Source organism: Rubidibacter lacunae KORDI 51-2, from assembly GCF_000473895.1.
In the GTDB taxonomy this organism is placed as follows: domain Bacteria; phylum Cyanobacteriota; class Cyanobacteriia; order Cyanobacteriales; family Rubidibacteraceae; genus Rubidibacter; species Rubidibacter lacunae.
In genome coordinates this window covers 1-25,985 of the sequence record NZ_ASSJ01000021.1, presented here as the reverse complement: position 1 = coordinate 25,985, position 25,985 = coordinate 1, and the positions used below count along the sequence as shown (strand labels likewise).

The window sequence follows — 25,985 nt, the reverse complement described above, 5'->3', positions numbered from 1 at the left end:
GTTCATGACCGCTCCACCGCCCCGCCCGAGTCTAGCCGGTCTTGCCATACGGCGATACATTGGCACGCTGATGCTGACGCTAACGGTTGTGGTGCTGGGGCTTTTTGCCACCTCGCGCTTGCCCGTAGACTTGCTGCCGTCGATTGTCTATCCGCGCATCGGCGTGCGTGCAGACGCCCCTGGGGTTGCTCCTGATGTTGCTGTCGACTCAGTAACGAGACCGCTGGAATCCGCCCTAGCTCAGACTGAAGGAGCGGTGCAGATTTTCTCGCGCACCCGCGAAGGACGCATCAGCCTTGACTTGTTCTTCGAACCCGGCGGCAACCTAGATCGCGCCCTCAACGACGCGACTGCCTCCCTCAACCGCGCACGCGACAGCCTGCCCGACACGATCGATCAGCCGCGCCTGTTTCCGTTCGACCCCTCTCAGTTGCCGGTCTATGAATTCGCCCTAGCCTCGGCATCGCGTTCGGATATGGAGCTACGGGTATTTGCCGATGAAGAACTCGCCCGCGAGCTGAACCGCGTGCCCGGTGTAGCCAACACCGATGTTTCCGGCGGCGTCCGCGAGGAAGTGCGCGTTGCCGTGGACCTCCAGCGCCTGCAAGCAACCGGCATCGACCTCGCCGACGTGCTTGCTGCACTGCGCGAGCGCAACCAAGATATTTCCGGCGGGCAGCTGCGCGGCGGCAGCGAAGAAGCCCTGACGCGCCTGAACGGACGCTTTGACAGCGCCGACGACATCCGCAACCTGGCGATCGCGATCGCCAACTCCGATCCACCCCAGCAAGTGTATTTGCGCGACATTGCCACCGTCACCGACGGGACCGAGGAACAGCGGCTCTTTGTGACGCTCAATGGCACGCCCGCCGTAAAAGTCAGCATCCAGAAGCAGCCCGATGCCAACACCGTGCAGGTTGTCGATAGGGTCAAGGCGCGCTTGGAGTCTTTGTCCGCAAATGGCTCGATCCCCGCCGACCTGGCACTGACTCCTACCCTCGACGAGTCGCGCTTTATCCGCAGTTCGTTGCGGAATGTGGCTGTTGCCGGACTCGTCGGCGCGACACTTGCCGCACTCGTGGTTCTGTTGTTCCTGGGCTCGCTGCGACAGACACTTGTGATTGTGCTTGCCATTCCTTTGACGATCGTGGCGTCGCTGGTGGCAATGGCCTTATTCGGTCTATCGCTCAATATCTTCAGCCTGGGCGGTTTGGCACTCGGCGTCGGCATCGTCGTGGATAACGCGATCGTCATGCTCGAAAGCATTGTCGCCGGGGTGGAGCGCGATCGCGCCGCCGCCGGACCGCTAGACCCCGCGTCCGTGATTGCCCGAGCTGAAGCCAGCAGTCGAGAACTGGAGTCGGCTCTATTTGCGTCCACGGCGACCAACCTCGTTGCCGTCTTGCCGTTTTTGCTCGCGGGCGGGTTCATCTCACTCCTGTTTAACGAGCTGGTGTTGACGATCTCCTTTGCAGTGGCTGCATCGCTGGCAGTCGCTTTGACGGTCGTGCCCGCTCTGTCATCGCGCCTGCTGGCGATTCCGCGGTCCAGCGGCTTGAAGCAATTTGCGCCCATTCGCTCCTTCGACGCCCACTTTGCAGGATTGACCCAGCAGTACGGTCGCCTGCTGGACGGGGTCGTGCGGTGGCGCTTGGTGGTGTTGGCGATCGCGGCGATCGTCCTAGGGTGCGGCAGCCTGTGGATGGCAGGTCGGCTTTCGCAGGAAATCTTGCCGCGCATCAGCACGGGACAGGCCCGTATAATCGTGCAGTTTCTGCCGGGGACGACCATTGAAACTAACCGCGCGGTCATGCAGGACGTCGATCGCATCGTCCTGGCACAACCAGAAGTCAACTACGCCTTCACGACAGTCGGTGGCTTTCTGTTCGGTACCTCCACGAGCGAGAATGCCCTGCGTAGCTCGAGCACGATTACCTTGCAGCCGGGCAGCAACGTTGCAGCGGTTATCGATCGCATCCAGCAAGAGTTCGACGCCCTCTCCCCGCTCGATATTGAGTTGCGCGGGTTCCCAGAATCCGTGCGCGGCCTGATTACAAGCAACTCACCCGTGCGTGCGGAAATCGATGTCCTACTGCAAGGTGGCGACTCGGCAGCACTCCAGCAAGCGGGCAAGCAAGTGCTGGCTGCCCTCCGCCAAGCAAAACTCGCTCGCTTCCGCCCCGATGTCGCAGATCCGCAACAAGAAATACAAATTCGACCGGACTGGGAACGCTCCGCAGACCTCGGACTGACGGCCGAAGAAATTGGTGAAACAATTCAAACCGCTCTTGGTGGCTCCGTTCCCACGCAGCTGCAACGTGCGGATCGATTGGTGGACGTGCGCGTAAAGCTCCCACCCGGTTCCGTCCAGCAAGCCCAGCAACTACGCGCCATTCCGTTATTCGCCGGCGACGGGCGCTTCGTGCGCCTCGGCGACATCGCCGCGATCGAGCGCGGGAGCGCGCCGGGCGAAATCGAGCGCATCGACCAGCGCGAAGTGTTCGCGATCTCCGGGACTCTGACCGACGGCGCCACCCTCAGCAACGCTCTGGCGGAAGTCGATGCACTGCTGGCGGACGTGAAACTGCCGCCCGGTGTGACGCGGCTGCCCAGCTTCGCCGCCCGCGCCAATGAGTCCCTGCAAGGATCGCTGGTGCTGCTGGCCGGACTGGCGTCCTTCTTAGTCTTTGCCGTCATGGCGATTCAATATAATTCGCTGCTCGATCCGCTGGCGATCGGGCTAGCAGTACCGTTTGCGCTGAGCGGCGGGATTTTTGGTTTGTTTGTGACTGATACGGCTGTGGGGGCAACGGCAATAGTCGGTGCGGTGTTGCTAGTCGGTATTGTCGTCAACAACGCCATTGTGATGGTGGAGCTGGCCAACCAAATTCGCGATCGCGATCGCATCTCCCACCAGGTAGCGATTTTGCAAGCGGCACCGCAGCGCCTGCGTCCGATTTTGATGACGACGCTGACGACTGTACTCGGACTATTTCCCTTAGCAGTCGGAGCAGGCGAGGGCTCGGAGTTCCTGCAACCGCTTGGCGTGGTGGTGTTCTCGGGACTATCGCTGGCAACGGTGCTGACGCTATTTTTGGTCCCGTGCTTCTACGTGTTACTGCACGATCCGCCCCGCCCGCGGGGACCGCGGCGCCTCACTCGACGTGGCCGCCCGAGACTGGCACTTTCGCAAACAGCTTCCTCCGACCCGAGCGGAGATCGCAACTAAGTCGGTCGCAATTGCCAGCGATCGCGCTATTTTAAGAACCGGCTAGCCGAGTGAGTTAACATTGAGTTACATTTGCAGTCCTCCAGAATGAACCTGGGACTTTAGCAACAATCGCACCAGTAGGTTTCATGACGATCGCGCCTGCAGAATATCGCCAGCGTCGCGAGGCGCTACTGGAAAAAATCGGCGGGGGCACTGCCCTATTCCGCAGCGCGCCGATGGCCGTGATGCACAACGATGTGGAATATTCGTTCCGCCAAGACAGCGATTTTTATTACCTGACCGGTTTCGACGAACCGTCGGCTGTGGCGGTGTTTACCCCGCATCACGAAGAACACCAGTTCGTGTTGTTCGTCCAACCGAAAGATCCCGAGAAGGAGACCTGGGTCGGGTTGCGTGCGGGCGTCGATGCGGCTAAGGAACGATATGGTGCCGACATTGCCTATTCAATTGACGAACTCGACGAAAAGCTACCACAGTATATCGAAAAAGCCGATCGCATTTATCACCGCATGGGGCGCGATCGCGCCTTCGACACCAAGGTCATCGCCCACTGGCAGCGGCAGCTTGCCAAGTATCAAAAAGAAGGTCGCGGTCCGATTGCCCTAGAGGACCCGCGCGCGATCTTTCACCCACTGCGCATGGTGAAAAGCCCTGCCGAACTGGCCCTCATGCGCCGCGCTGCGGAGATTGCCGTCGACGCCCACGCTCGGGCATTTGAAGTCACGCGTCCCGGTTGCTACGAGTATGAAATCCAAGCCGAACTGGAATACGTTTTCCGCAAACGCGGCGCGCTCGGACCTGCATATCCGTCGATCGTCGCCTCCGGAGTCAATGCTTGCATCTTGCATTACATTGAGAACTCGCGCCAGATGCAAGATAGCGACTTACTCCTCATCGATGCCGGATGCTCCTATGACTATTACAACTCCGACATCACGCGCACGTTCCCGGTTGGCGGGCGGTTTACGACGGAGCAAAAGTTGCTTTACGAACTCGTACTAGAAGCTCAACAACAGGCGATCGCAGAAGTCAAACCGGGGAATCCGTACAATGCGTTTCACGATAAAGCCGTTCGCGTTCTCGTTGAAGGTTTCGTCGAACTCGGTATCCTCAAGGGCAACGTTGACCAGCTGATCGAGGAAGAAAAGTATAAGCCCTATTACATGCACCGAACCGGTCACTGGCTGGGGGTTGACGTCCATGATGTGGGTGCGTACAAGCTCGGCGACGATCGCTGGCAACCCCTCCAGCCCGGTCACGTCTTGACCGTCGAGCCAGGAATTTACATCGCGCCCGATGTCAAACCGGCAGAAGACCAACCTGAAGTCGACGATCGCTGGCGGGGCATCGGCATTCGAATCGAGGACGATGTGTTAGTCACGGCGGCCGGGCAGGAAGTCCTGACCGCAGCCCTACCGAAATCCGTTGAAGACATGGAGCGTCGCAACGTTGCCTGGGTCCAATAGCTTTGCCCAATCGGCGGGTGGCCAGCAATTGCAGCTGAGGAGACTGCCGAAACGTCTACTAATTTGTTTGATTTGCGTGCTGCCTCGGGAGCAGCTGTTCTTGACGGAGGGCGATCGCGGTTATGGAGTGGTTGCGGGTTCGTCTGCCCGACGGACGTTGCCGGCCTTTACCCAAGCTTCTTCACCGGTTGCCTGCACGTGAACCCGCTGCCAGACGCCGTCGTCGCTCGTGCCGAGAATCACGAGTTCTTGATCGAACGCAACTCCCCCGATCGCTTCACCTCCATCACCCGGTTCCGATCGCAATCGCAATCCTTCGGGCCAAGTTACGAAAGCGCGATAGGCGGAAGGTCCGAAGCGCTCCTCAAAGGTCGGTGTTTTTGGCTCAAGCTCCGGCTCGGCAGCTCCTGTTGTTTCAGCAAACTCGGTCGTGGGCTCCTCGGGCTCGGTCGGTTCGCTAACGGCTGGCTGTTCTTCTGGAGGGGGGAACGTGGGGGGTGGCGGTGCATCAGCCAAACGGGACAGAAAATAATAGCCCGCGCCAACACCAGCACCGACGAACAGGGCAATGCCAAAGATGAAGCCCAGAATTAATTGAATCAGTCCGACCCAGTTCATAAGTAGCGCGCTCGAACGATAAACTCGACCAACCTTTTAATCCCGCAATTGTTGCTGGATCCGACGGGTGAGATCGCTAGTGCGCGACGCCAAGCGCGCCTTCCCTGCCGCCACCCAATCCTGGAGATACTGAATCTCCTCGCGTGCTGTCCGCGCTAGCGGCACGATCTGGCTGCACGCTTCCAGGATATCCTCCGTCGTGAAATCCCGGTTTTGGCTGAAGCCGGTGTGCATCGCTTCCACGATCGCCTGCTCGATCTCTGCCCCAGAAAACTCCGGTGTTTCGTATCCCAGTCGCTCTAGGTCGAACTCCTTGAGATTGTGCGGGCGCAATCGCCCTAAGTGTACGGCAAAAATCTCCCGTCGTTCTTCGGTTTCTGGCAGCCCGACAAAGAAGATCTCGTCAAAGCGCCCCTTGCGCAGCAGCTCCGGCGGCAGCGCGCGGATGTTATTCGCTGTTGCCACCACGAACACGGGCGATCGCTTCTCGGCCATCCAAGTAATAAACGTTCCGAATACGCGGCTGCTCGTTCCCGCATCGCCTCGCCCCTCGGCACCGGCAAATGCCTTGTCTATTTCGTCGATCCACAAAACACACGGTGCCAGCGCTTCGGCTAGCGCCAACCCCTGACGCGTCCGCGACTCGGATTCGCCAACCAATCCGCCAAACAGCCGCCCCACGTCCAGCCTCAACAGCGGTAAATGCCAGGTATGAGCGATCGCCTTAGCCGTTAGCGACTTGCCCGTCCCCTGAATGCCTACCAAAAGTAGCCCGCGCGGGTGCGGCAAACCATATGCCCGCGCGCGATCGGCAAAGGCGCACCCCCGGCGCAACAGCCAATCCTTCAGATTGTCTAAGCCGCCGATATCTGACATCTGCTCGGTGGCCGGATAGAAATCTAAAATTTGCGTTTGGCGGACCGACTGTCGCTTCTCCTCCAACATCAGCTCCACATCGTCCGCCCGCACCTCCCCGTGCAAGGCGATCGCCCGCGACAGTACCCGGCGAATGCGCTCCAGAGATAGCCCGCGTGCCGCCCGGACCAACTCGTCGCGCGTCGACTCCGGCAGCCCCTGTGCCAGCGGAGCCAACAAGCGCTCCAGCTCGCGAGCAATGTTATCTGCCGTCGGTAGCGGAAAATCTACCACCGTCAGCACCTCACTGAGGTCGGGTGGCACAACCAACTGCGGCGATACAATCGCCACGTTGACCGGCCGCGCTTTGAGCTGGCGTGCCAGGTTACGAAGCTTGCGCGCAACGGCAACGTCTTCGAGGAAGCGATGGAAATCTCGGAGGACGACGATCCCGCCCGCATTGGCTGGCAGTTTCTCGGCAAATTCCAGCGCCTGCAATGGATTGCGCTGCGCTACCCCTGCGTTGTTAGGATTATCCCGATAGCCGTCGACAAAATCCCACGCGTATACAGCGCGATCGCCCATGCGGCGCGCGCAAGCTACTATCTCTGCTTCGAGGCGCTCTTCTTCTGGGGTTGGAATGTACAGTAGCGGGTAGCGTGCGCGCAAAAGCAGTTCGAACTCTTCGCTGAAGCTCATAGCTCAGGATCTCGTGCTCCATCGTTAGGTGTGGGAACGCCCCCCCCGGCGCCGTTCCCACAGACCTCGCGTAGGGCGTCGACGGGGCTAATTCTGAGAAGACAGCTGCTCCTTCAGAACTGCCAACGCGGCAAAACGATTGTCTGCATAGGGTGCATCGCGATAGTCGTAGGTCCCAACGGGACTGGAGTCGTCATTGAGCCGCCGCATTGGCATAGCCAAACACATTTGCTCGTATAGCCACGCTTCTGGCTCGAAATGCCCCTGCGAGGATAGGCTTTCGGTGAGTTCCTCTGCCGAAACTTCTCGCTCGCCCGGTCCCACATCCGCCAAATTGTCGCGGTCGTCGAGCCAGATGATCTCGCTCGTATCGAGACTTAACTTGTGGTTGTATTGCTGAAGCGTGCGATCGCAGGTCAACGTCACGATCGCCTCGGCACTGGCTGCAACCTCCAAATAAGTTCCGCAATGAGTGACGACAAGCTTGCCGCGAACGGGTGTCAGAGTCTCCAAACCGGAGATGCGATCTTCAATCTGTAGCGTCCGCCGCCGCTCGGGGGCGGTCAGCAAGTGCGGTATATAGATTGGTTTCATCTCGCGTCCACGCTGGTAAAGGGTTCAGTCGGACTGGGCAACCCTGCGTGCCTGTTGCTAAGCTCGATCCGGCGATCGCAGCTTGACCGCCAAGCGTCGATCGGGTTCCTGACCGCGACTGTAGGTTTCGAGATCGTCGTAGCGCTTGAGGAAGCTATGCACCTGACGGCGCTCGGCTGAGGACAGTTCCTTCATCTCTGCCTCCTCACCGGTATCGCGGACTTGCTGCGCTACGGCGTCGGCGAGTGTTTGTAGCTCTTGCTGGCGCCGGAGGCGATAGCCGTTTAACTCGGTCGTGAACGCTTGCTGCTCCTCGTCAGGCACGCCTAAATTTAATAGCGTGTTTGCCAAGTATTGCAGTGCGTCTAAGGGTTCGCTGCGGCCGCAACCCTCTTGGCTGCCCAACAGTACGGCGAGCTGGCCCTCGCTTAGCGCTGCTGAATCGACTGTCAGCCAGCAACTGGCTGTCTCGTCTTCCGCATCGGGGAAGGTCGTGCTGACGCCGGCCGGAATTCCCATAAGTGCAATAACCGACTCCAGCCATTCTTGCCCGCGCTGCGCTTGCTTTGGAGTTGTCATCATCCTTTACCTGGTGCTTTCTCTTTTTTCTTGCCCGCACGCTTCTCAAACGGCAATTTCTCGCGCCCCTGCTGAGCTTTTTCTTTCTCCTGCTGGTCGACGATTTTCTGGAGGTTGTCCGGGAGCGGCTCGCGCGACAAGATAAAAGTCTGGGCAGTTTGGAAAGCGTTGGCGATCGTCATATACATCAGCACCCCAGCCGGCAGAGGAAAAAACAGGAACATCCCGGTGAATAGAACGGGGGTTATCTTGCTAATAGCCTGCTGCTGCTGCTGCGTGTCGTCGCTGCCAGTGGGGGATTGACCGCCTGATAACTGTTGATTGAGGTACAAGTTGACGCCAAAGAACAGAACCATACCAAGGATGTCCCAGTGAATGGTTCCGCCGTCACCCTTAACGCCAATGCGACCGAGAGCCTCGATAAACAAGAACCCTTCATCTCGAGCAACGCCGGGCAAACTGGCTTGAATAGTCGCATCGCCCGGTTCCAGGGCAATGATTTGACCGTCCTCGGTCAGTCGAAGGCGATCGCTGCCTTTAGTTACCTGAAACTGAGGCTTGAGGGAGCTGTCGGAATATTCCTCAAGGAGCGACTGGAGCGATCGCCCATCTTGGGTTTGAAAATCGACGCGAGCTGCTTCGCCAACAAAAAGCTTGTTACCAGCAGGCAAAAGAGCTTGCAGGGAATAGTGAACGCCCTTCTTGATGTAAACGTTTTTGGTGTCCGCAAACATCGGCTGCGTCTGCACGTACTCGACCTGCTCGCGCGGCAGAACTTGGACGTCAAATGTATAGTCAGCTCCAGAAAATGGCGAGCCCCGCAGCGTTGCAAATAGAGCAAACAGAATCGGCATCTGCAACAGCAACGGGAAGCACCCCGCTAGCGGATTGCCAAATTCTTTATATATCTCGCTCATAGCTTCGCGCTGCTTTACCGGGTCCTCCTTATAACGCTCCTGAACCTCTTTGACCTGTTTCTGCATCAACGGTTGGGCAACTCGCATGCGGCGCATGTTGCGAATTTGCCCCACGCTGAGTGGATAGAGTGCGAAGCGAATCACCAGCGTTAAGGCGACGATTGCAAAGCCATAGCTCGGCACGATCCCGTAGAAGAAATCCAGGATCGGCAGCATAACGTTGTTGGACAGAAATCCGATACCGAAATCCATGCGTTAGCCTGCGGGCGCTTGCGCCGCAACGTCCGTGTCAGTCCTACTTTATCGAAACTTCTCGGCATTTGCACCGCTAGCGGTTCGAGCTGTGACGAACGATTGCTCGCTTGCAGTGCGGTTTTCCCTACCTTGCCAGAAGAGATATTACACGCGTGCCGAAATCTCCTCGACGGGCTTGCCCGTCTTCTCCGACGCGCGCTCGGTGATGTACTCGTGGATTTCCCGGTAGCGGGGCAGCGCGCGCATTTCCAAACGAGTCTTGTCGCGCAAGGTTACGACGATATCGCCCCACAATCCGATTCCGCGCGAGACGCGCACGACCCGGGCAACTTCTGAGTAAACGATGTCGGAGCGATCGCGCCCCCCCCAGCCGCCCGTAACGGAAATACGACGATCCGTGATGCGATAGCGCAGCCAGATCGCGCGGACGATCGCGCCAACGGTCAGGGGTAAGCAGATGACCGTAAAGCCCAACAATATATTGATTATGAGATCCCCAATATGGGGACCGCCCTCAAAGAAAGTGGTTTCGCGAATGCCCATATAAAACCTCGACACGCTTCAACAGTTCTTCTAATTCTCGCAAAAGATCTTCATATTCGCATTCGACTGCACCCGAACGCGCTGAAACAACCACCCGCCAACCCGTTGCGATTCTAGGGCTTAGATGCTTCCATACCGATCGCAGGCGACGCTTGATGCGATTGCGCGTAACAGCATGCTTGCTGACTTTCTTGCTGACGACGATGCCGACGCGGGATGGTAGCGAACGATCCTCCGGGGCCGGTAAGACACGCAGCAATATAAAGCACCCGCGCTCGCTGCGCCCGCGGCGGTAGACAGACTGGAAATCCTGACGATGTTTGAGGCGGTAAGCTTTCGGTAATCCCACGCTAAGACCACGAAGCTTTAAATCCAACTAGATGAGTGCGGATCCGATGATTGTACAAAAAATATATAGGCCAGTAAAATACAGTCCGACCGAGACCCCCACCAGCAGTAACTCGCGAACCGAGAAAGCGGCTCACTCTGCTTCAAGAAACCTGCCTGCAGTGGGGAGGGGCTTTGCGTAGGCTAATACCCTAGGTCCAACCCTAATTCAAAACCGGTGCCGAGCGAGCTCAAATGCGTTTATAGGAGCGACAAGATTGAGAGGTTTTAGCCAGGGGTGGTCTTGGTCATGTAGCTGCAGCTTTGAGGCGATAAGCTCAAAAGCAACGCAGAGTGCGCCAAAATCCAAAATCCCAATTCGCTAGTGGACGACTGCGATCGCTGCGCGTCCGAAGCTCGGCGACATCAGTTTTTCTGAGGGAAAGGAACTTTAACTACGTAACGCTGGCAGCTTATACACTCAAGCGCGCGCGTCCTTTACTCCGGCGGGCATTGATGACCCGGCGACCGGTCTTCGTTCGCATGCGCGCGCGGAATCCGAGCTTGCGCTTCTGTTTGAGCCTGGTGCCACGTAGAGTTTGCTGAGCCATCTCCTGTCCTCGTGCCTAATCGCGCTAGAAACTACAAAAAGCAAGGATTACTATTGTAACTCACGACTGTGAGCACCACGAAACACCGTGACTAAATGCTCAGGACATAGGCGTACTCGGAGTCTCGGCTCGGTATAAACAATTAAACTCGGCGCAATTCGGTTTTTTGCGAACAGAAAGCTGAGTTCTGGTAGAGCAGCTCGCTGAAACTCCTGTCCCGTCATAAAGTCGGAATGAGTACGCATTTGCCCCGGTCGATCGCGCTTGAGCCACAACAGGCGCACAGTCGGCTCGATCCCCGTGCCTACTCGCCGCCGCTGGAGTCATCGATTCCAATCACCCAGGTCCCGATATAGCGGCGTACAACTTCGGTGGGTGCTTGTACTTCGCAGCTGAAGTAGAAGAAGCCGGGTCGATCTGGATTGCGGACGCCACTGAAAACAACTTCAATTTTTTGCCCGCCTTCAAGTTCAGCAGCGGGGATCGGTTGCTCCAAGGAGATTGCGATTTGGTAGTTCTGTTCGCTCCAGTCAATTTCGGACACGCTACGAATCGGGAACGTGCGATCGCGATCGTTCTTGAGGCGGACCTCTACTTTTTCAAGATCGAACTTGCCCTGATTCTCCTTGAAGTACTTGGGGTAGGTGATATAGATGTCCGCTACACCAGCGTAGACGCGATTACCTGGAATCCGCAGCTTAAAGCGCTCGCGATTAAACCCGCTACGTCCTTCGAAGTCGAGGTGGTAGTCATTGAGCAGATCCTCGCGGGGAATGCCGCTAAATATAGTCAGCCCTGGAGTAGCTTGAGCCCAACTTACGTGGGCAGGCAATCCAGCAAACAGACAACTTGCCGCTGCGATCGCCGTTACGAATCGTCGCTTGAGAGTGGCAGTTGCAGGCATAATCAGTATCCTGAAGTCTCCGGTGGTGCAAAAGTTCATATTTTTCTACATTACCAGAGACATTTTCATGGCTGCTGTAAGGACGCCAGTTTGGCGACTGTCCGCCGCCATAGCCCCGCCCGGCGGCGGACAGCTGGCGGCTGCGAATTATAGCTGCTGTTAGGGGACTCTCTAGCTTGTAAAGAGAACCTAAAAGATACCGGTCGCCCGTGGGGATCGCCCTAGGATGCAAATACTTTGTGCAGAGGCGTAGCTGAACTCCATGGCGGGGACTGAATGCTCGCTGTGAAGCAGGTTTATGTTGTCCGTCGTCTCGTTCTAGCTGGATTGAAGTGCTAGCCGGCAGGCGAGGTTTTGACGAGATCGAGTTTTTTACGTGTCGGTAGGCAGTTTAAGGAGCGTTCATGAAATTAGCTGTTGCCAAGGAAGTGGCATTCGGAGAGCGCCGCGTGGCTTTAACGCCTGATGTCGTTGCCCGGTTGATTCAACAGGGTTTCGAGGTAGCGGTCGAGTCCGGTGCAGGAACGGCAGCAATGTTTGCCGACAGTGCTTATGAAGCAGCAGGTGCAAATGTCAGTGCCGACAAGGCTGCCGTGTGGGGGGAGTCGAACATCGTTCTCAAGGTTGCGCCTCCCGAAAATGATGAAGTGTATCTGCTGTCCGAGGGGCAAACGCTTGTCGGGCTGCTCGATCCCCTCGGCAAGCCAGAACTGATGCAAGCGCTGACCGAGCGGGGTGTGACGCTCTGTGCCTTGGAAATGATTCCGCGCATTAGCCGCGCTCAGAGCATGGATGCACTTTCGTCGCAAGCTGGGGTCGCCGGTTACCAAGCCGTGTTGCTGGCTGCAGCTGCATTGCCGAAGTTTTTCCCCATGCTGACAACGGCGGCAGGCACGATCCGACCGGCTAAGGTGTTCGTGATCGGTGCTGGAGTTGCAGGTTTACAAGCGATCGCGACGGCGCGCCGTTTAGGTGCGGTGGTTGAGGCCTTCGATATTCGCCCCGCGGTGAAAGAAGAAGTGCAAAGCCTGGGTGCAACCTTTGTAGAAGTGAAACTCGAAGAAGAAACGGCGACGACTGGCGGGTACGCACGCGAGGTATCGGAAAATTCCAAACAGCGATCCCAGCGTTTGATTGCAGAGCATGTGGCGACTGCCGATGTGGTAATCACTACCGCACAGGTACCTGGACGGCGCGCGCCCATCCTGGTAACAGCAGAGATGGTGCAGGCAATGCAGCCGGGAGCTGTCATTGTCGATCTGGCAAGCATGCAAGGCGGTAACTGCGAGCTGTCAGAGGCCGGCAAGGATATCCAACGGCACGGAGTTACGATTATCGGTCCGATTAACTTGCCGTCATCGGTGCCGGTGCATGCCAGCCAGATGTTCGCCAGAAACGTCGCAACGCTGTTGAAGCATTTAGTCGCGGATGGACAACTGCGGTTAGATTTCGACGACGACATCACCGATGGGGTCGTGCTCGCCCGGGCGGGCGAGGTTCGGAACCAGCCAGTCAAAGACGCGATTTCCGCCCTAACTGCTGGGTCGCCCGTCTAGGCTATCGCCTCCAGATTGCTGAAGATTACGCAGACATTACGCAGAAGTAACCTGGATTACACAAGAGGAAGCGATGGATACAGCATTGATTGCTAGCTTGTTCGTCCTGTTATTGGCGACATTTGTCGGTTTTGAGGTCATCAATAAGGTGCCGCCGACCTTGCACACGCCACTGATGTCCGGCGCAAATGCGATTTCGGGCATCACCGTGATCGGTGCTGTGTTGATCGCTGGGGCTGGAAATGAAACCACCACGATCGTCCTTGGGACGATTGCCGTGGCGCTGGCGACGGTCAACGTGGTTGGGGGCTTCCTGGTGACCGATCGCATGCTGCAAATGTTTAAGAAGTAAGAGGGCAAACCGCATGGAATTGCAAGGGTTGCAGGAATTGCAAGAATTTCTGCCCACGGGCATTCAGCTCAGCTATCTGCTGGCGGTCGCCCTGTTCATTTTGGGACTAAAAAAGCTCGGGTCCCCGGCCACGGCTCGCGGCGGCAATACGCTGGCTGCAGTGGGCATGCTGATCGCTGTGGTGGCAACGCTGCTGGATCTGCGCGTAATCGACTATCAATTCGTACTGGCGGGGATCGCCATCGGCTCGGCCATCGGCGTCGTTATTGCCCGAACGGTAGCGATGACGGCCATGCCACAAATGGTGGCGTTCCTCAATGGTTTGGGGGGTGCGGCCTCGGCGTTAGTGGCGGTCGGGGAGTTCTGGCGCTTGCTCGGGAATGGGGAGCCGATCGCGATTGGCACGTCCGTGGTGGTGTTGTTTGGCACCTTTATCGGTACGGTAACCCTAACCGGCAGCTTCATCGCCATGGGCAAGCTGCAGGGCTTTATCACGGGCAAACCAGTCCGCTTTCCGCTGCAGCAGCCGTTTAACGTACTCCTGGTTGTCGGATTCTTAATCTGCAGCGGCTTCCTTATTGCAGACGTGCAAGTGCGGGCGGTCTTTCTGGGCGCGATCGCGATCGCAGCAGTCTTGGGCGCGCTGTTCGCTCTACCGATTGGTGGTGGCGATATGCCCGTCGTGATTTCGCTCTTGAACTCGCTGTCGGGTGTTGCGGCAAGTGCTGCTGGCTTTGTGGTCGACAATAACATGCTGATCGTTGCAGGTGCCCTGGTCGGTGCGTCGGGTTTGATTTTGACGGAAATCATGTGTAAGGGCATGAACCGGACGCTAACTAGCGTACTTTTTGGTGCATTCGGCGGGGGTGCGGGAGCTGGTGCTGGTAGTGCGGCCGGCGACTTCGCTGACAAAACCGTTAAGACTGTAGGTGCCGAGGAAGCAGCAATGATGTTGCGCTACGCACGATCGGTTGTGGTCGTGCCCGGTTACGGCATGGCAGTCGCACAGGCGCAACATGCCATTCACGAGCTGACGAAGATGCTCGAGGTCAGTGGTGTAGAAGTGAAGTATGCTATCCACCCGGTTGCTGGGCGGATGCCCGGACACATGAACGTATTGCTGGCGGAAGCAAACGTGCCTTACACGCAGCTCTACGACATGGAAGACATCAACTCGCAGTTCGAGCAAACGGACGTGGCATTAGTCGTCGGAGCAAACGACGTTGTTAACCCAGCAGCTCGGCACGATTCTGGCAGCCCGATTTACGGAATGCCGATTCTCGAAGTCGATAAGGCGCGCAACACCATCGTGATCAAGCGCAGTTTGGGCACGGGGTTCTCAGGTATCCAGAACGAGTTGTTCTTTGAGGACAAGACAATGATGTTGTTTGGCAGTGCCAAGGAAGCAGTGTCTCAGCTTGCTTCCGAAGTGAAGCAACTCTGAACTGGCGAGAGTACCCGTTAGCAAAGACTCGATTGCAGCTCGCTCGAGCATGCTAATTGTAATCGGCGAACTGCACAATTTGATTTGAGTGACAGGGCCCGGCGGCAAATCGCCTCCGGGCATTTTTTCTCGAGACTTTTAGGTGGACCTGATACCCGCATCCGATCTGCAAGTTCGGGGGGTCCCTCCCGCGACCGCTCAGCGTTCGGGGCGATTGTCCTTGTGGCGCACTGGCAGGATGACTGCAAATGTCGTGCCGGTGTCGAGCGAGCTCGACACTTCAATCTGCCCGCGATGGTTCTCGACGATCGCCCGCGCGATCGCCAATCCCAATCCCGCACCGTTAGCGCCGAGCCGATCGCCATAGGGTTCGGCACGGTAAAAGCGATCGAACAGGTGCGGTACGATTTCGATCGGAATCCCGCGCCCGTTATCGCTGATTTTGACTTCCAAGTGCGACATGCCCGACCGCCGAAGGGTTTGCAGTTCCACCGCAACCGCCAATTCGCCTCCGTCTGAGACTGGTTCGGCATGCTGAAGGCCATTGCTAATTAGGTTCGTGAACAGTCGCGCGAGCTGGTCCCAGTCGCCCAGCATGGCGAATGTATTGTCGGCATCCGCGGGTCGATCGGGCGGCTCGACGATATGAAAAGATAGGTATGTCCCCTGTTTCTCGGCAACGACTTGCTGCTCTTCGACGATTTCGATCAGCAATGCGTCGAGCGGGACGATTTCTTCATTCGTTGTTACCGTGCCGCTGTCGGAGCGAGCAAGGAACAATAAGTCGTTGACCAAACGCCCTAGACGTTTGGTCAGCCGTTCGATTGCCTGCAATTGTTGTTGTTGGAGTTGGGCGTCAGGATAATCCAGTGCCATCTGGACGTTCGTCTGGAGCGTGGCAATCGGATTGCGCAGTTCGTGCGAAGCGTCAGCGGTGAATTGCTTGAGGCTTTGATATGACTCACGGACGGGTGCGATCGCTTTGCCAGACAAAAACCATCCGATTGCAGCGACGGCGATCGCCAGTGTACCCGTCCCGACGGTCAAGTCAACGAGCAACTGCTGGATGGGTTTGGTGACTTCGAACCACGGATGGCTGACACGTAAATATCCCAGTATATGGCGATCGCGCTGCACTGCTGCTGTAACCTGCCTTAGCAGTTGTCCGCTGTCGAGCCGAATAGTTTCGACGTGGTTTTGTGGGTGCAATGGGACTGGGTCGCCAGCGTCAAGGGTCGTCCACAGGCGCCGTTCCATTGGGTCGAACCACTCTAAGTCAATGCGATCGGCGGCTACCGTCGGAGCACTGTTGCGAAAACTTGCCTCAACGTTGACCCGCAGCTCACCAGCTGCACCAGTCTCGACTGCTAACGATCGTTCGACCACCTCAACCACGTGCTTGAGCGTATCGTCCACGCGCTCGATCAGCGTGCCGCGAACGTAAAAATAGACGCCAGAAGCAAACAGCAGCAGCAATAAAGCCGTGGCGGCAGCGTACCAGAGTGTCAGTCGGCGGCGCGTCGCTTGAAACACGGCTGGAACTAGGCTGGGGAACTCCAGCCGAGATGAAAAATTTAGTTCTAAATCGATAATCCCGCGCATTAGCTAAATGCAAGCATTCTGCTAACGTACGGGATCGCAATGCTCGCAACCTAGAACTGGCGTGTGCGATTCCCGATCGGCACTCTCCTGCGCCTTCAGCTTAGCCAGTCACTTTAGGATGGGACGACTCGCATCAGGTTTGCTGTAATTGTTGCCAAAGCAACTCAACTTCCGCCTGCAACTGGAGGAGCTTTGCTTGTTGGTCGGCTTGGTAAATCGAGGTCTTGAGTTGCAGGCAGACCGGCTCGCGCGCGTCCAAAGTTTCCAAGTTAGAGGGCAACTCGGTCAGTGGGGCAGAGTGAACCACAGAACTCGGCACGCTAATAGTCGTCGTCATCGGGCGTTAGCTAGTGATTTGTACTTACCTACAGCAGTTCCATATCATAGCAGGTGCCGCGTTAGGTGCACGTTAGGGTTGTATCACTTTGGCAACGAGTGCGATCGCGCACGAGCTTCGGACAGAGCTACTTATTGCGATACTGCGATCGCAAACAACCTTGAAGAAGTCAGGGGTGGGTGCAGCATACCGCACGTTTACCCTTTAGCGCGTCAGCTTGCGAATTCACCCCTAAAAAGCTGGCCAAACACCGGCAACTCCCCCGACATGAAGTCCCCTCTCATAACCATTCTTCAAGGAACCCCTTCATGAAATGGGACTTCCACTGACTCGGTTGACAGGGCTCGCACAAACGGTAACAATGGCTACAGAAAATAAGTCGTTCATCTCCATGGTTCCTCTGAGGGGACGGGAGTAGGGGCTTTGCCTTGAAGAAACGCGCCTCCTATCTGCCTCGTTTGAAACGAAGATCGTTAAAGATCGCGGACAACAATACACTAAGCCGGCTCTCAACTTCAAGGTCGTCCGAGCAGTCGGAGTTGGCAAATATCGGAGGGCTGAAGCCAAGTATGTCGATCTAGCGGCTGTCGTGCCTCATGCTGCCGGTCGCCATGCCTATCGCGGGGTCAAGTTCTAAGACCTATCGATGGTTCTCACGTGCTGCTTGGAGCTTCTATACGCTGTCCCTCGAGTGCTCGGAGGGGGCTTTTTGTAAGCCTTCGTTTCTCGGGTACAGTATTTAACTTCAACGAACAAACTTCCACACCCCTACCAACGGGAAAATCAACATGTCTGAGGAATTCAACTACAAAAAACTTGTCTCCGTCATAGAGAATCCATATCTAGGAGACCCTGCATATCCTGAAATGACCTTGCGGTTCTCTCGATTAGAGGGGATTTTGCTAACTTTTGTGGTGGAAGTGGTGCACGACTACCCCGACGAAGACTACAACTGGCAGGAGCATGCACTCAACATCGAAGAACGCACGAGTGTGGAGCCAAAGTCTCCAACCTCGGCAAGAAACTATCAAGCACGATACCTTGTTGAAGCGTTAGCTACCGAGCATGGGGTTTCGGAACAGCTTGTGGGCGAAATGCTGCAACAAACAGTTAAACGTTACCTCAATCTGGCCGAGCCAGAACAAGTTTCGGACACCAATGAAGTCTAGCCTCAACCGGCGAAGCTGAAGAATTGTTTGGAGTCAAAGGGTCTGGGAACGTGCGTCCAATCAGTCGAAAACAATCGAAGTGCGTATCAACTGCTGGCTAGTCTTAAAATTGTGCACCTTGGAAAAATTGCTAGATTGTGGCATGCTTGCGCCTTAAATGCCCATGCTGCTGTGCCGACCTTCGGTCTTGAGCGAATGATTCGAGGTGCCCAACTCGTAGTTTCTCAGACGAACCCCATATTACTCGAGGAACCTCAAGTCAGCGGTACGCGATCGACCCAGTTTCGGTAAGCAGGTTCGCGATCCTCAACGATCGCAGCCAGCATCGACCGCAAGCGATTGGCGATCGGGCGCTCGCTAGGAAGTTCGTAACTTTCAATTTGCTTGACTGGTGTGATTTTAGCCGCCGTGCCGCTTAAGAAAACTTCCTCTGCTGCATACAGTTCGGACTTATCCACCGGACGCTCGGCAACGGGGATGCCCAAGTCGCGAGCGATCGTCAGAACGCTATCGCGAGTAATCCCTTCAAGTACGTCTTGACAGACATCGGGGGCGATTAGCTGCCCGTTCCGCACGATAAAGATGTTCATGCCCGTGGCTTCGCTCACCTTGCCCTGTGCGGTTAACAAGATCGCCTCATCGAAACCCGATGCTACCGCTTCGGTTTTGGCAAGAGATGAGGTAATGTACGCGCCACTGATCTTGCCGCGCAGAGGCAGGCTGCGATCCTCTTGGCGGCACCAAGAACTGATTCGGCAGCGAACCCCATCAGCCGGTAAATAGTCGCCCAGTTCGATTCCATAAATCAAACAATCTTTCTCGACCTCATGCAGGCGTGGTGCAATGCCCAAGTCGGAGGTGTAGACCAATGGGCGAATGTAGAAAGATTTTGTCGGTCGGTTATGGCGGACGAACTCGACGATCGATGCCTGAATCTTTTCAGCTGGCAGGTCATAGTGCAAAAAACGAGCGCTTTGCGACAGGCGTGCGGCATGTCGGTCGAGGCGAAATAGTAGCACCTGCTGCGAATTTTGAGGATCGATGATGCCGCGCAAACCGCCGAAGGCTGCCGTTCCATAGTGCAATGCGTGCGTGGCAATCGAGATCTTGGCGTCGGTAAAGGGGATAAAGCGATTTTGAAAGAAGGCAACGGGCAGATACGTGTACGGCATCAGAAGGCTGAAATAGCAGGGAGCGCTGTGACACCTGCTAATCGCGCCATTCGCGTGCAGGTGAAATATTGCTCTATTCTAGGGCAGTCCAGAGCGGCTGCGGGTGCCCACCACCAGACTGCTTCCTCCTCGGCAGTCGTTCGGCTACTACTGGTGGAACAACAGGCGGCGGTGCTCCCGTTGGTACAAGCAGGCGGACCGCGCTGGCAGTCAACCTCTCGAGCAAACTCGCAGTCAAATGAGTGCCTTCTCAGTCAAGCAGTCGAGCGGACCGATTGATATCAGGGTCGCGATGCGATCGCGCTCCATGCTCGGCATAGAAGTGATTGAGTAGACTTTAACCAGCATGCGATCGCTGAGGAGCAGCGCAACTGCCTAACTGCCCATAGCACAACGCGCACAGACAAAGATTAGGCAAGCACGTTGGCGTTGTCGACTGAGGGGCAGGATGTTAACATCATTGCGTAAGTGATATGTGTCACGCCAGAATGTTGTCTTGTGTCTGGTCATGCAGCTGCTCAGATTGGAAGCAGTCACCGATCTCCATCACGGACCGAAAGCGATCGCGTAACGGTGTAAACAGGCATGTCAGTTGGCACGCGTCTCATCTGCCCGATTAGTTGGTAAAAAGTTCTTCCACTGAATTTGCCGAACGCAAACCGATACAGATGCTGGGAACGACCTTGAGAGGGCGCTACGAAATTGTCGAGCAGCTTGGTAGCGGCGGCTTCAGCGATACGTTTTTAGCACGGGATCTGGATTTTCCGGGTGCCCCGCCGTGCGTTGTCAAGCAGCTCAAGCCGCAGTTTAGCAAGGAGTGGGTGCTGAAGACCGCGCGACGCCTGTTTCAGGAAGAAGCCGAAGTGCTGTCGCAAGTAGGCGTACACGACCAGATTCCCGAACTCAAGGCTCATTTTGAAGAAAACGAGAAGTTTTTCTTGGTTCAAGAATTTATCGATGGAACGTCGCTGAGCTCGGAGCTTAAGAAAAGGCGACGCTGGACAAACGCACAGGTGTTATTGTTCCTGAATGACGTGCTCGGACTGCTTTATTTCGTCCACGAGAACAGCGTTATCCATCGAGATATCAAGCCAGCCAACTTAATCCGTCGCACGGCTGACGGGCGTTTGGTACTAATCGACTTCGGGTCGGTCAAGCGTGTCACAGCAGTGAAGTATGAAGGGGGCGAACCGACGCTGTTGACTGTGGCTGTGGGGACGCCGTCGTATATGCCAGCCGAGCAACAAAACGGCAAGCCGCGTTTTAGTAGCGACATCTTTGCCGTCGGTCGAATTGCCATTCAAGCACTGACCGGCGTCTCACCCAAGCGCCTGCTGGAAGACTCCGAAGGGAATAAGGTTTGGCGAGAGCGGGCTCCGCATGCGGATGCTCGGCTCGCAGATATTCTCGATCGCATGGTGGCTTGGGACTATCGCAAGCGCTTCGACTCAGTTGCCGACACAATTGAAGCCTTGCAGGCGTGCCAGCATTTGTTGCAAATCGAGATCGAGCAGCCCGAGCTGACGGCTGCGGAAGAAGAGTTACTCGATACTGTTGTTAACGAACTCAAGCAATATTCGGACTTCTCTCGCGTCAAAAAGCTGCTTTATTACGCCCGCCACAACGAATGGGAAAACGACCAAAATCGCCTGCTTGCCTATCGCACTCGTGATTTGGTGCGCGAACTCTATCAGCTGCATCCAACGCTACAGCGCTTCAGCAGTTTGTTGAATGGAATCGTACAAACGCTTAACAAGCCCGAAAAGTACGCGCGTGTAGGCGAAGCGATCGCCTCCCAGTTTGGGCAGCTCTATGCCGATCCAGCCTCAGAGGAGGGGGATCCCGACACCGCCATCAAGGGCGATAAAGATACTGGCGGCGAAAACCCCTTCAATCCTGACGCCCTAAGCGATGCCGCCGATCGGGATGCAACGGCGGATTCCGCGCCCCCGGCAGGGAGCGAAGCGACTCACTCGGGCGACAACTCCTCAGATACGTCTTCAACAACCGGCGGCACGGCCGAAACGTCAGAGCCTTCAAACCCATTGGAGCTCAAGACCGACCGGTCGACGGTCCAGGCACTCGGGTACGATCCGTTCGATCTGCGCTTCGACGTCATGAAGTACACAACTCCGCTACGCGCGAAGATTCTTATTTTCTCGGTGTTGCACTACCAGTTAGGCCTCAGCGGTCAGGATTGGTCGACGATTAAAACCTATGAACTCGACAGCTTGCTCTGCCAGCTATTTCGGAGTTTTGCGTCGCTGGACGCGTTGAGAATGCGCCTGCACGAAGCAGCACAGAGCATCGGCGAGCGTTGCGAGGGCTCCCAAGCGGCAACAGCGATCGTGCAGTCGCTCGCTCCCCTCTACGAGCGACAGGAAAAACTGAACGCGTGGTAAAGACTGCCCGCAACCTTTGCCCGACCGAACGCGAGTTCGTCGGCTTCAAGCTGAATTGATAGCTGGCTAGCCCTGAGCTTCCTTGCGAACCCGCCATTTCGGCAACGCTCGCCTACATTAATGGCGGCACTGTCAGTCCGCGTAACGAGCGCGCGGGATCGACCTTTTTCCCCTGCACGAGCACTTGGAATCCCCCCAGTCCGCTCGGGTTAATGAGTTGGTGGAGGGCATCGCGGCGTTGCAGTACGTGCGCGACATCGAATTTCCCACTCGATAATTCCATCAGCCGATCGCCTAACCCCAGTGCCATCAGAAATAAGCCTTGTTGAGTAGCGCCAACTGTTATCAGTCCGAACGATCGCCCGAAGCAATCGAGTGCTGTGAAGTCGACGTGTGCGGTGATATCTTGTCGGCCGAGGTTGACGTAGGGATTGCTGTGGCGGCGGTGCTGGAAATAGCATTGCAGCGTGCCGTCGCTGCGCTGCGGTCGATAAAGTTTCTGCGCGGAATAACCATAATCCACCGTGATCGCGTACCCGCGATCGAGTTTGCAAGCGACTGTTTCCAGCCACGCGATCGCTGACAGATTCACTTCCGTTCGATAGCCGTCGGGGTAGGCCGGATCGCTGAGGTTGATGCCGACTTCGTCGAAGTACTCCCTTAGCTTCGGGGTTGATAGCTCGGCAACTTTTTCCGTCAGGCGATCGCCAGCATCCAGCGTGACGTAGACCTCCTGTATTTTCCCATCCGCGATCGCGACCCGATGGACGGGTAACGCATCAACGAGTTCGTTCGAGAAGCAACATCCGATCAAGGAGCCGTCTGGAATTTCGTCCCACGCTTGCCAGCGAACGCGATCGCCCCATGCGGTCAGTTCCTGTTGCTGTCTTGCAATCAATGCCGGTGCGTATTCGACGATGCGGTAGTCGAGCGCGGCAAAACAAGCTTTGCGGGACTCCTTCAGCCAGGACAGAATATCGCCCGCCAAGACCCCCTGACCGGCACCTATTTCGACCAGTGCAAATGGAGATGGGCGATCGAGAAACTCCCACAGTTCGGCAAGTTGCACGGCGAGCAGTTCGCCAAAGTCCGGACCCAAAGATGGTGAGGTAAAGAAATCGCCGTCAGCACCGATGCGAACCGTACCCGAACTGTAATAACCGCATTCGGGATGGTAGAGCACCAACTCCATAAATTCGGCAAACGTCAGGCACCCCCCCGCTCGACCGAGGCGATCGCGAACGACCTGCGCTAGCTGCTCGGAAGTCAAATCTTTTACGTCCGTGCGAATGTCCAGTCCAACTTAGCAAAGCAATTACTTCATCGTTCGCTGGCAGACTTACATCCTATCGACAATCGCTTTGGTAAGGCTCTCACTCGGAGTTGAGGTGTGGTTGAAAAATGTGGTGAGTGGCTCGTGCCAAAGCCCCCTTAGCCAGCGGTTTCTTCCACGGGAACGACGAGCTGTTTGGGAACCGCGATCGCAACGGGTTGTTCGCGTTTCTCTAGGGCAAGCAGCGGTTGGGGGCGCGGTGGCGGGGGAGCTAGTTCGAGCCGGTGCAAACTGTCGAGAATTGCCGCACGGACTAACGGTTCGGACTCGCGCGAGTGCAACAGGCAGAAATATTCGCCCAGATGTTTGCGCTCGGCTTGCGCGCCGGTTAGTGCCCGCTCGCTCAATAAGCGGACGGCAATCAGCCGCTTGAGCGCGTCGGCGTGGGTTAGCTCGCGCAGGTAGCGATCGCGAGCAAAAGACCGTTGCGGTTGGCGCTCGAAGACATGCCAGCCTAACAACCCGAGCGTCAGAAACGTTGCCACACTCTGGGCGATCGCGCCAGCAGCCAACCAGCGATCGGTCGCCGCCGTCCAAATAGCAAGTGCGGCGTAGACGAACGTGGCAACGATGCCGCTACTCACCACTGCCAGTGTCATGTGCCGGGGAATACCCTGCCACACCTGAAGCACCCGCGTTTGCACCTGTTGCCAGTAGCGAGTCGGTATCAGGTAAGCCAGCACCAGTGTGGCAATGCCTGCGGCCGTCGCGCACACGAGCTGCCAGTTCCAGAGCAGCAACGCGATCGTGCCGGCCCCACAGGCCAACCACATTGACAGCGAACGTCCGAATTTACCGAGTGCCGCGCGCAGGGCGGGCTGAGCAGAACGCAGCTGACGGCGCATGTAGGTTAAATCTTCTAGAACGGCGACAAGCGTTCCCCCAATCGATGCACGGTCCACGGGCAGTTCCTCGGCAGTAACCCTTGGCGACAATCTTGGTGACTATCTTGGCGACAATAAAGTCTCCCAGAATTCTAGTCGCGCGCGCGCTAGCCGCACCATTCATGCCAGAAATCTTCAAGGTCATAGATGGATGCACTTGTGCGGCAACGCGATCGTTCGAGCAATCGCCTCACCCTAGGTCACGCGGCGGAGGATTTCGGGTTTGGACTCCGACTCAATCGTGCCGTCTAGGAAATAGACCTTAGCGTTGTCGTCGTAGAACTCCACGCGAATGCGATTTTGCGTGGGATTGCCACATGCTTCGAGTGCCTGCGTGCGCGAGTATTGCGTGTCGTCGCTCTCAAACACGTTGCCAGTTAACTCGCCTTGAAAGCGGTAGGTTAGCTCGCCGTGCCCCGGATAGACCGTCGAGTAAACAATCGTATTGGTCGTGCCGATGTAAAGTAAGTTCTGCTCGCCGTAAACGGTTGTGAAGGCTCCGGTACAACCGTTCGCTCGCGCATATAGTTTGCTTTCGATGTCACCCGAATAGTAGCCAGTGAGTTCCGTGCGCTCCTCGATTTGGAGGAGTTCTTGTTCAGCTGCCTCCGCGCGATCGCCCGCATCGGCCAGCTGTTCCTCGAGGCTGGTATTCTCGTCGGCAAGGCGTTCGTTTTCGCGATCGAGTTCTTCGTTCCTCGACCTGAGTCGTTCGTTTTCCTGTGGGGACGCGCCGGACGAATCGAACAACACCGCATAGATCACAAAGACGATCAGAAACAGCCCCAGCGCCGACAAGCTAATGTCGGAGAGCAATTCGAAGATCGATTCTCCACGGGGAGCTCGGCGTCGGCGTCTCATGTCAAGGTCCTTGCGTTTCGAGTAGGTTGAATGCCGGTCGTTTCAGTTGTTAGCCAGCCCGCACTCGATCCGGCTAGCGACTGGCAAAGAAGACAACAATCGCGCCGGTTTGTAGGAGCAGAACGACGCCGAGGAAAACGGCAATGCCGAACCAGGCATTGGTAAGCTGTCGGAACCGATTTAAAAGCGCATCTGCTTTTGACTGGAGATAACCCTGGCGAGACTCTTCGGCGTAATCGTTGAGTTTGGTCGTGATGTCGTCGGCGATCGCGCTCATTTGCGAGGATGCCGTTGCCATACTCTGGGTATAGTTTCTCAACGATTGCTCCACGTCGCTCGCACCATCGACGAAGGTCTTGACGCTTTCATGGGCGCGGGCCAGCTCGAGCATTTCCCTTTCCCAGACTTCGCGTTGCAAGGCGGGAATCACTTCTGCTTCGGTTTTATGGCGGATGTTATCGACCAGGTCTTCGATCAAGTTGACCGTCGAATGGCTGAGCAGTTTTAAGGTCAGGCCCCCGAGCACGGCTCCCAGTAAGGTTGTCAAAAATGCCGTTGACATCCCGGCAAGCGCGCCGCTGAGGCCCGCGATTGGGGCGTCGAGGTCGGGAAGGGAGCCGTCCGCGCTCGCAGCGATGTTATCGCGGATGGCAGCAATGGTGCCGGATAGCTGACCCATTGCGATTGTCAATCCCAGAACCGTTCCAATCATCCCGAGCGTGATCAGCAGGTTTGAGGAAAGCTGGACCCAACCTTCGCGCCGGAGCAGTTTATTCTCAACGATCTCTAACGAGAACTGTTGGTCGATTGCGATCTTGTTAGCGGAGATTTCGCGCAGAGTTGCGACGTGTTTGCCAAAGATGCCGCGCGATTGTTTGATGGCATCGAACTCAAAGAAGACCGAGTAGGTATTGATCGCATTGACGATGACGGCAACGACGAACAGCACCACAATCGCGCGGGCAACGCCAGTGGCGTCGGCGCGAGCGCTAAAGCCGCCTTCGGGCGCCCAGAACAAGTAGCGCACGAAGAATACCAAGATCAGCGCGCTGGCAAACAGCCAGAGATGCCATACCCAGAAGTCTTGTCCGCTACGTGCTTTCATATCGAATTTGCTGGAATGGCTGCTGGCGATCGCGCAAGCCAGGAAGAGGATTTTTTCCTCGAATACAGCGTGCCGGGGACCACCACAAACAGCTTCTATGGTAGTCCCGCGCGCGGCGATCGCCCGGTCCACATTCGTCAGAGGTGACATCCTCCCGACGCTAATGCT

At 56.7% G+C, this 25,985-nt stretch carries 23 protein-coding genes; 7 read left to right on the top strand and 16 right to left on the bottom strand.

Features of this window, described 5'->3' with window-relative positions:
- Positions 1-4 precede the first annotated feature (4 nt).
- A complete protein-coding gene (locus tag KR51_RS04080) occupies positions 5-3,229 on the top strand; it encodes an efflux RND transporter permease subunit (RefSeq protein ID WP_022605123.1) in 3,225 nt (1,074 codons plus the stop codon).
- A 128-nt stretch (positions 3,230-3,357) separates the two neighbouring features.
- Positions 3,358-4,698, top strand: a complete 1,341-nt coding sequence (locus tag KR51_RS04075) for an aminopeptidase P N-terminal domain-containing protein (RefSeq protein ID WP_022605121.1) — start codon at positions 3,358-3,360, stop codon at positions 4,696-4,698.
- Between the two features lie 120 nt (positions 4,699-4,818).
- Here KR51_RS04075 and KR51_RS04070 read toward each other — a convergent pair whose 3' ends face one another.
- From KR51_RS04070 to KR51_RS04040, 9 genes are all read right to left on the bottom strand, one after another.
- Positions 4,819-5,316, bottom strand: a complete 498-nt coding sequence (locus tag KR51_RS04070; RefSeq protein WP_022605119.1) for an SH3 domain-containing protein — start codon at positions 5,314-5,316, stop codon at positions 4,819-4,821.
- Positions 5,317-5,352: 36 nt separating this feature from the next.
- Entirely contained in the window at positions 5,353-6,870 is a 1,518-nt protein-coding gene (locus KR51_RS04065) for an AAA family ATPase (RefSeq protein ID WP_022605117.1), read from the bottom strand.
- A gap of 87 nt (positions 6,871-6,957) precedes the next feature.
- The gene (locus tag KR51_RS04060) at positions 6,958-7,464 is read right to left on the bottom strand and encodes a YceD family protein (RefSeq protein ID WP_022605115.1); all 507 of its coding nucleotides are present in this window, start codon (positions 7,462-7,464) and stop codon (positions 6,958-6,960) included.
- A gap of 57 nt (positions 7,465-7,521) precedes the next feature.
- Entirely contained in the window at positions 7,522-8,046 is a 525-nt protein-coding gene (locus KR51_RS04055; protein WP_084202388.1) for a Jag family protein, read from the bottom strand.
- Positions 8,043-9,212, bottom strand: a complete 1,170-nt coding sequence (gene yidC / locus KR51_RS04050) for a membrane protein insertase YidC (protein WP_022605110.1) — start codon at positions 9,210-9,212, stop codon at positions 8,043-8,045. The genes KR51_RS04055 and yidC overlap by 4 nt, the downstream gene beginning before the upstream one ends.
- A 147-nt stretch (positions 9,213-9,359) precedes the next feature.
- Positions 9,360-9,758, bottom strand: a complete 399-nt coding sequence (locus tag KR51_RS04045) for a PH domain-containing protein (RefSeq protein ID WP_022605108.1) — start codon at positions 9,756-9,758, stop codon at positions 9,360-9,362.
- Positions 9,730-10,107 carry a ribonuclease P protein component gene (rnpA, locus tag KR51_RS18010; protein ID WP_022605106.1) on the bottom strand — a complete coding sequence of 126 codons (378 nt, stop codon included), beginning with the start codon at positions 10,105-10,107 and terminating at the stop codon, positions 9,730-9,732. Before rnpA ends, KR51_RS04045 begins: the two co-directional genes overlap by 29 nt.
- Before the next feature lie 451 nt (positions 10,108-10,558).
- A complete protein-coding gene (rpmH, locus tag KR51_RS18005) occupies positions 10,559-10,696 on the bottom strand; it encodes a 50S ribosomal protein L34 (protein WP_022605105.1) in 138 nt (45 codons plus the stop codon).
- A 304-nt stretch (positions 10,697-11,000) separates the two neighbouring features.
- Positions 11,001-11,600 (bottom strand): DUF2808 domain-containing protein, encoded by a 600-nt coding sequence (locus tag KR51_RS04040; protein WP_022605103.1) that lies wholly within the window; start codon positions 11,598-11,600, stop codon positions 11,001-11,003.
- A 404-nt stretch (positions 11,601-12,004) separates the two neighbouring features.
- Here KR51_RS04040 and KR51_RS04035 point away from each other — a divergent pair, with 404 nt between their 5' ends.
- From KR51_RS04035 to KR51_RS04025, 3 genes are all read left to right on the top strand, one after another.
- Positions 12,005-13,156, top strand: coding sequence for a Re/Si-specific NAD(P)(+) transhydrogenase subunit alpha (locus KR51_RS04035; protein WP_022605101.1), 1,152 nt, complete (start codon positions 12,005-12,007; stop codon positions 13,154-13,156).
- A gap of 73 nt (positions 13,157-13,229) precedes the next feature.
- Positions 13,230-13,508, top strand: coding sequence for an NAD(P) transhydrogenase subunit alpha (locus tag KR51_RS04030; RefSeq protein WP_022605099.1), 279 nt, complete (start codon positions 13,230-13,232; stop codon positions 13,506-13,508).
- Positions 13,509-13,545: 37 nt separating this feature from the next.
- Positions 13,546-14,952 (top strand): NAD(P)(+) transhydrogenase (Re/Si-specific) subunit beta, encoded by a 1,407-nt coding sequence (locus KR51_RS04025; protein WP_040655106.1) that lies wholly within the window; start codon positions 13,546-13,548, stop codon positions 14,950-14,952.
- A gap of 198 nt (positions 14,953-15,150) precedes the next feature.
- Here the strand turns inward: KR51_RS04025 and KR51_RS04020 are convergent, their stop codons facing one another.
- Positions 15,151-16,485, bottom strand: a complete 1,335-nt coding sequence (locus tag KR51_RS04020; RefSeq protein ID WP_040655105.1) for a sensor histidine kinase — start codon at positions 16,483-16,485, stop codon at positions 15,151-15,153.
- A gap of 202 nt (positions 16,486-16,687) precedes the next feature.
- Positions 16,688-16,891 (bottom strand): hypothetical protein, encoded by a 204-nt coding sequence (locus tag KR51_RS04015; RefSeq protein WP_022605092.1) that lies wholly within the window; start codon positions 16,889-16,891, stop codon positions 16,688-16,690.
- A gap of 788 nt (positions 16,892-17,679) precedes the next feature.
- On the opposite strand from KR51_RS04015, the gene KR51_RS04010 reads away from it, so the two are divergent.
- Positions 17,680-18,060: a hypothetical protein gene (locus KR51_RS04010; RefSeq protein WP_022605090.1), complete on the top strand. Its 381-nt coding sequence runs from the start codon at positions 17,680-17,682 to the stop codon at positions 18,058-18,060.
- 254 nt (positions 18,061-18,314) lie between these two features.
- Here the strand turns inward: KR51_RS04010 and KR51_RS04005 are convergent, their stop codons facing one another.
- Positions 18,315-19,232: a branched-chain amino acid transaminase gene (locus KR51_RS04005; RefSeq protein WP_022605088.1), complete on the bottom strand. Its 918-nt coding sequence runs from the start codon at positions 19,230-19,232 to the stop codon at positions 18,315-18,317.
- Positions 19,233-19,900: 668 nt separating this feature from the next.
- Here KR51_RS04005 and KR51_RS17260 point away from each other — a divergent pair.
- The gene (locus KR51_RS17260; RefSeq protein WP_022605085.1) at positions 19,901-21,634 is read left to right on the top strand and encodes a serine/threonine-protein kinase; all 1,734 of its coding nucleotides are present in this window, start codon (positions 19,901-19,903) and stop codon (positions 21,632-21,634) included.
- Between the two features lie 112 nt (positions 21,635-21,746).
- Here KR51_RS17260 and KR51_RS03995 read toward each other — a convergent pair whose 3' ends face one another.
- The 4 genes from KR51_RS03995 to KR51_RS03980 form a co-directional block, all read right to left on the bottom strand.
- Positions 21,747-22,904 carry a class I SAM-dependent methyltransferase gene (locus KR51_RS03995; protein ID WP_022605083.1) on the bottom strand — a complete coding sequence of 386 codons (1,158 nt, stop codon included), beginning with the start codon at positions 22,902-22,904 and terminating at the stop codon, positions 21,747-21,749.
- A gap of 161 nt (positions 22,905-23,065) precedes the next feature.
- A complete protein-coding gene (locus KR51_RS03990; protein ID WP_022605082.1) occupies positions 23,066-23,869 on the bottom strand; it encodes a hypothetical protein in 804 nt (267 codons plus the stop codon).
- A gap of 177 nt (positions 23,870-24,046) precedes the next feature.
- Entirely contained in the window at positions 24,047-24,712 is a 666-nt protein-coding gene (locus KR51_RS03985; protein ID WP_022605081.1) for a hypothetical protein, read from the bottom strand.
- 73 nt (positions 24,713-24,785) lie between these two features.
- On the bottom strand, positions 24,786-25,985 hold a 1,200-nt coding region (locus tag KR51_RS03980; RefSeq protein ID WP_022605080.1), incomplete at its 5' end, for a hypothetical protein.

What these genes read in the sequence shown, in the direction of transcription:
- KR51_RS04015 (WP_022605092.1), bottom strand. Translation starts at nt 16,891, where the DNA reads ATGACGACGACTATTAGCGTGCCGAGTTCTGTGGTTCACTCTGCCCCA.
- KR51_RS04080 (WP_022605123.1), top strand. Translation starts at nt 5, where the DNA reads ATGACCGCTCCACCGCCCCGCCCGAGTCTAGCCGGTCTTGCCATACGG.
- KR51_RS04030 (WP_022605099.1), top strand. Translation starts at nt 13,230, where the DNA reads ATGGATACAGCATTGATTGCTAGCTTGTTCGTCCTGTTATTGGCGACA.
- KR51_RS17260 (WP_022605085.1), top strand. Translation starts at nt 19,901, where the DNA reads ATGCTGGGAACGACCTTGAGAGGGCGCTACGAAATTGTCGAGCAGCTT.
- KR51_RS04035 (WP_022605101.1), top strand. Translation starts at nt 12,005, where the DNA reads ATGAAATTAGCTGTTGCCAAGGAAGTGGCATTCGGAGAGCGCCGCGTG.
- KR51_RS04055 (WP_084202388.1), bottom strand. Translation starts at nt 8,046, where the DNA reads ATGATGACAACTCCAAAGCAAGCGCAGCGCGGGCAAGAATGGCTGGAG.
- KR51_RS04045 (WP_022605108.1), bottom strand. Translation starts at nt 9,758, where the DNA reads ATGGGCATTCGCGAAACCACTTTCTTTGAGGGCGGTCCCCATATTGGG.
- KR51_RS04075 (WP_022605121.1), top strand. Translation starts at nt 3,358, where the DNA reads ATGACGATCGCGCCTGCAGAATATCGCCAGCGTCGCGAGGCGCTACTG.
- KR51_RS04065 (WP_022605117.1), bottom strand. Translation starts at nt 6,870, where the DNA reads ATGAGCTTCAGCGAAGAGTTCGAACTGCTTTTGCGCGCACGCTACCCG.
- KR51_RS04040 (WP_022605103.1), bottom strand. Translation starts at nt 11,600, where the DNA reads ATGCCTGCAACTGCCACTCTCAAGCGACGATTCGTAACGGCGATCGCA.
- KR51_RS04005 (WP_022605088.1), bottom strand. Translation starts at nt 19,232, where the DNA reads ATGCCGTACACGTATCTGCCCGTTGCCTTCTTTCAAAATCGCTTTATC.
- rpmH (WP_022605105.1), bottom strand. Translation starts at nt 10,696, where the DNA reads ATGGCTCAGCAAACTCTACGTGGCACCAGGCTCAAACAGAAGCGCAAG.
- KR51_RS04010 (WP_022605090.1), top strand. Translation starts at nt 17,680, where the DNA reads ATGTCTGAGGAATTCAACTACAAAAAACTTGTCTCCGTCATAGAGAAT.
- yidC (WP_022605110.1), bottom strand. Translation starts at nt 9,212, where the DNA reads ATGGATTTCGGTATCGGATTTCTGTCCAACAACGTTATGCTGCCGATC.
- KR51_RS04070 (WP_022605119.1), bottom strand. Translation starts at nt 5,316, where the DNA reads ATGAACTGGGTCGGACTGATTCAATTAATTCTGGGCTTCATCTTTGGC.
- KR51_RS03985 (WP_022605081.1), bottom strand. Translation starts at nt 24,712, where the DNA reads ATGAGACGCCGACGCCGAGCTCCCCGTGGAGAATCGATCTTCGAATTG.
- KR51_RS04060 (WP_022605115.1), bottom strand. Translation starts at nt 7,464, where the DNA reads ATGAAACCAATCTATATACCGCACTTGCTGACCGCCCCCGAGCGGCGG.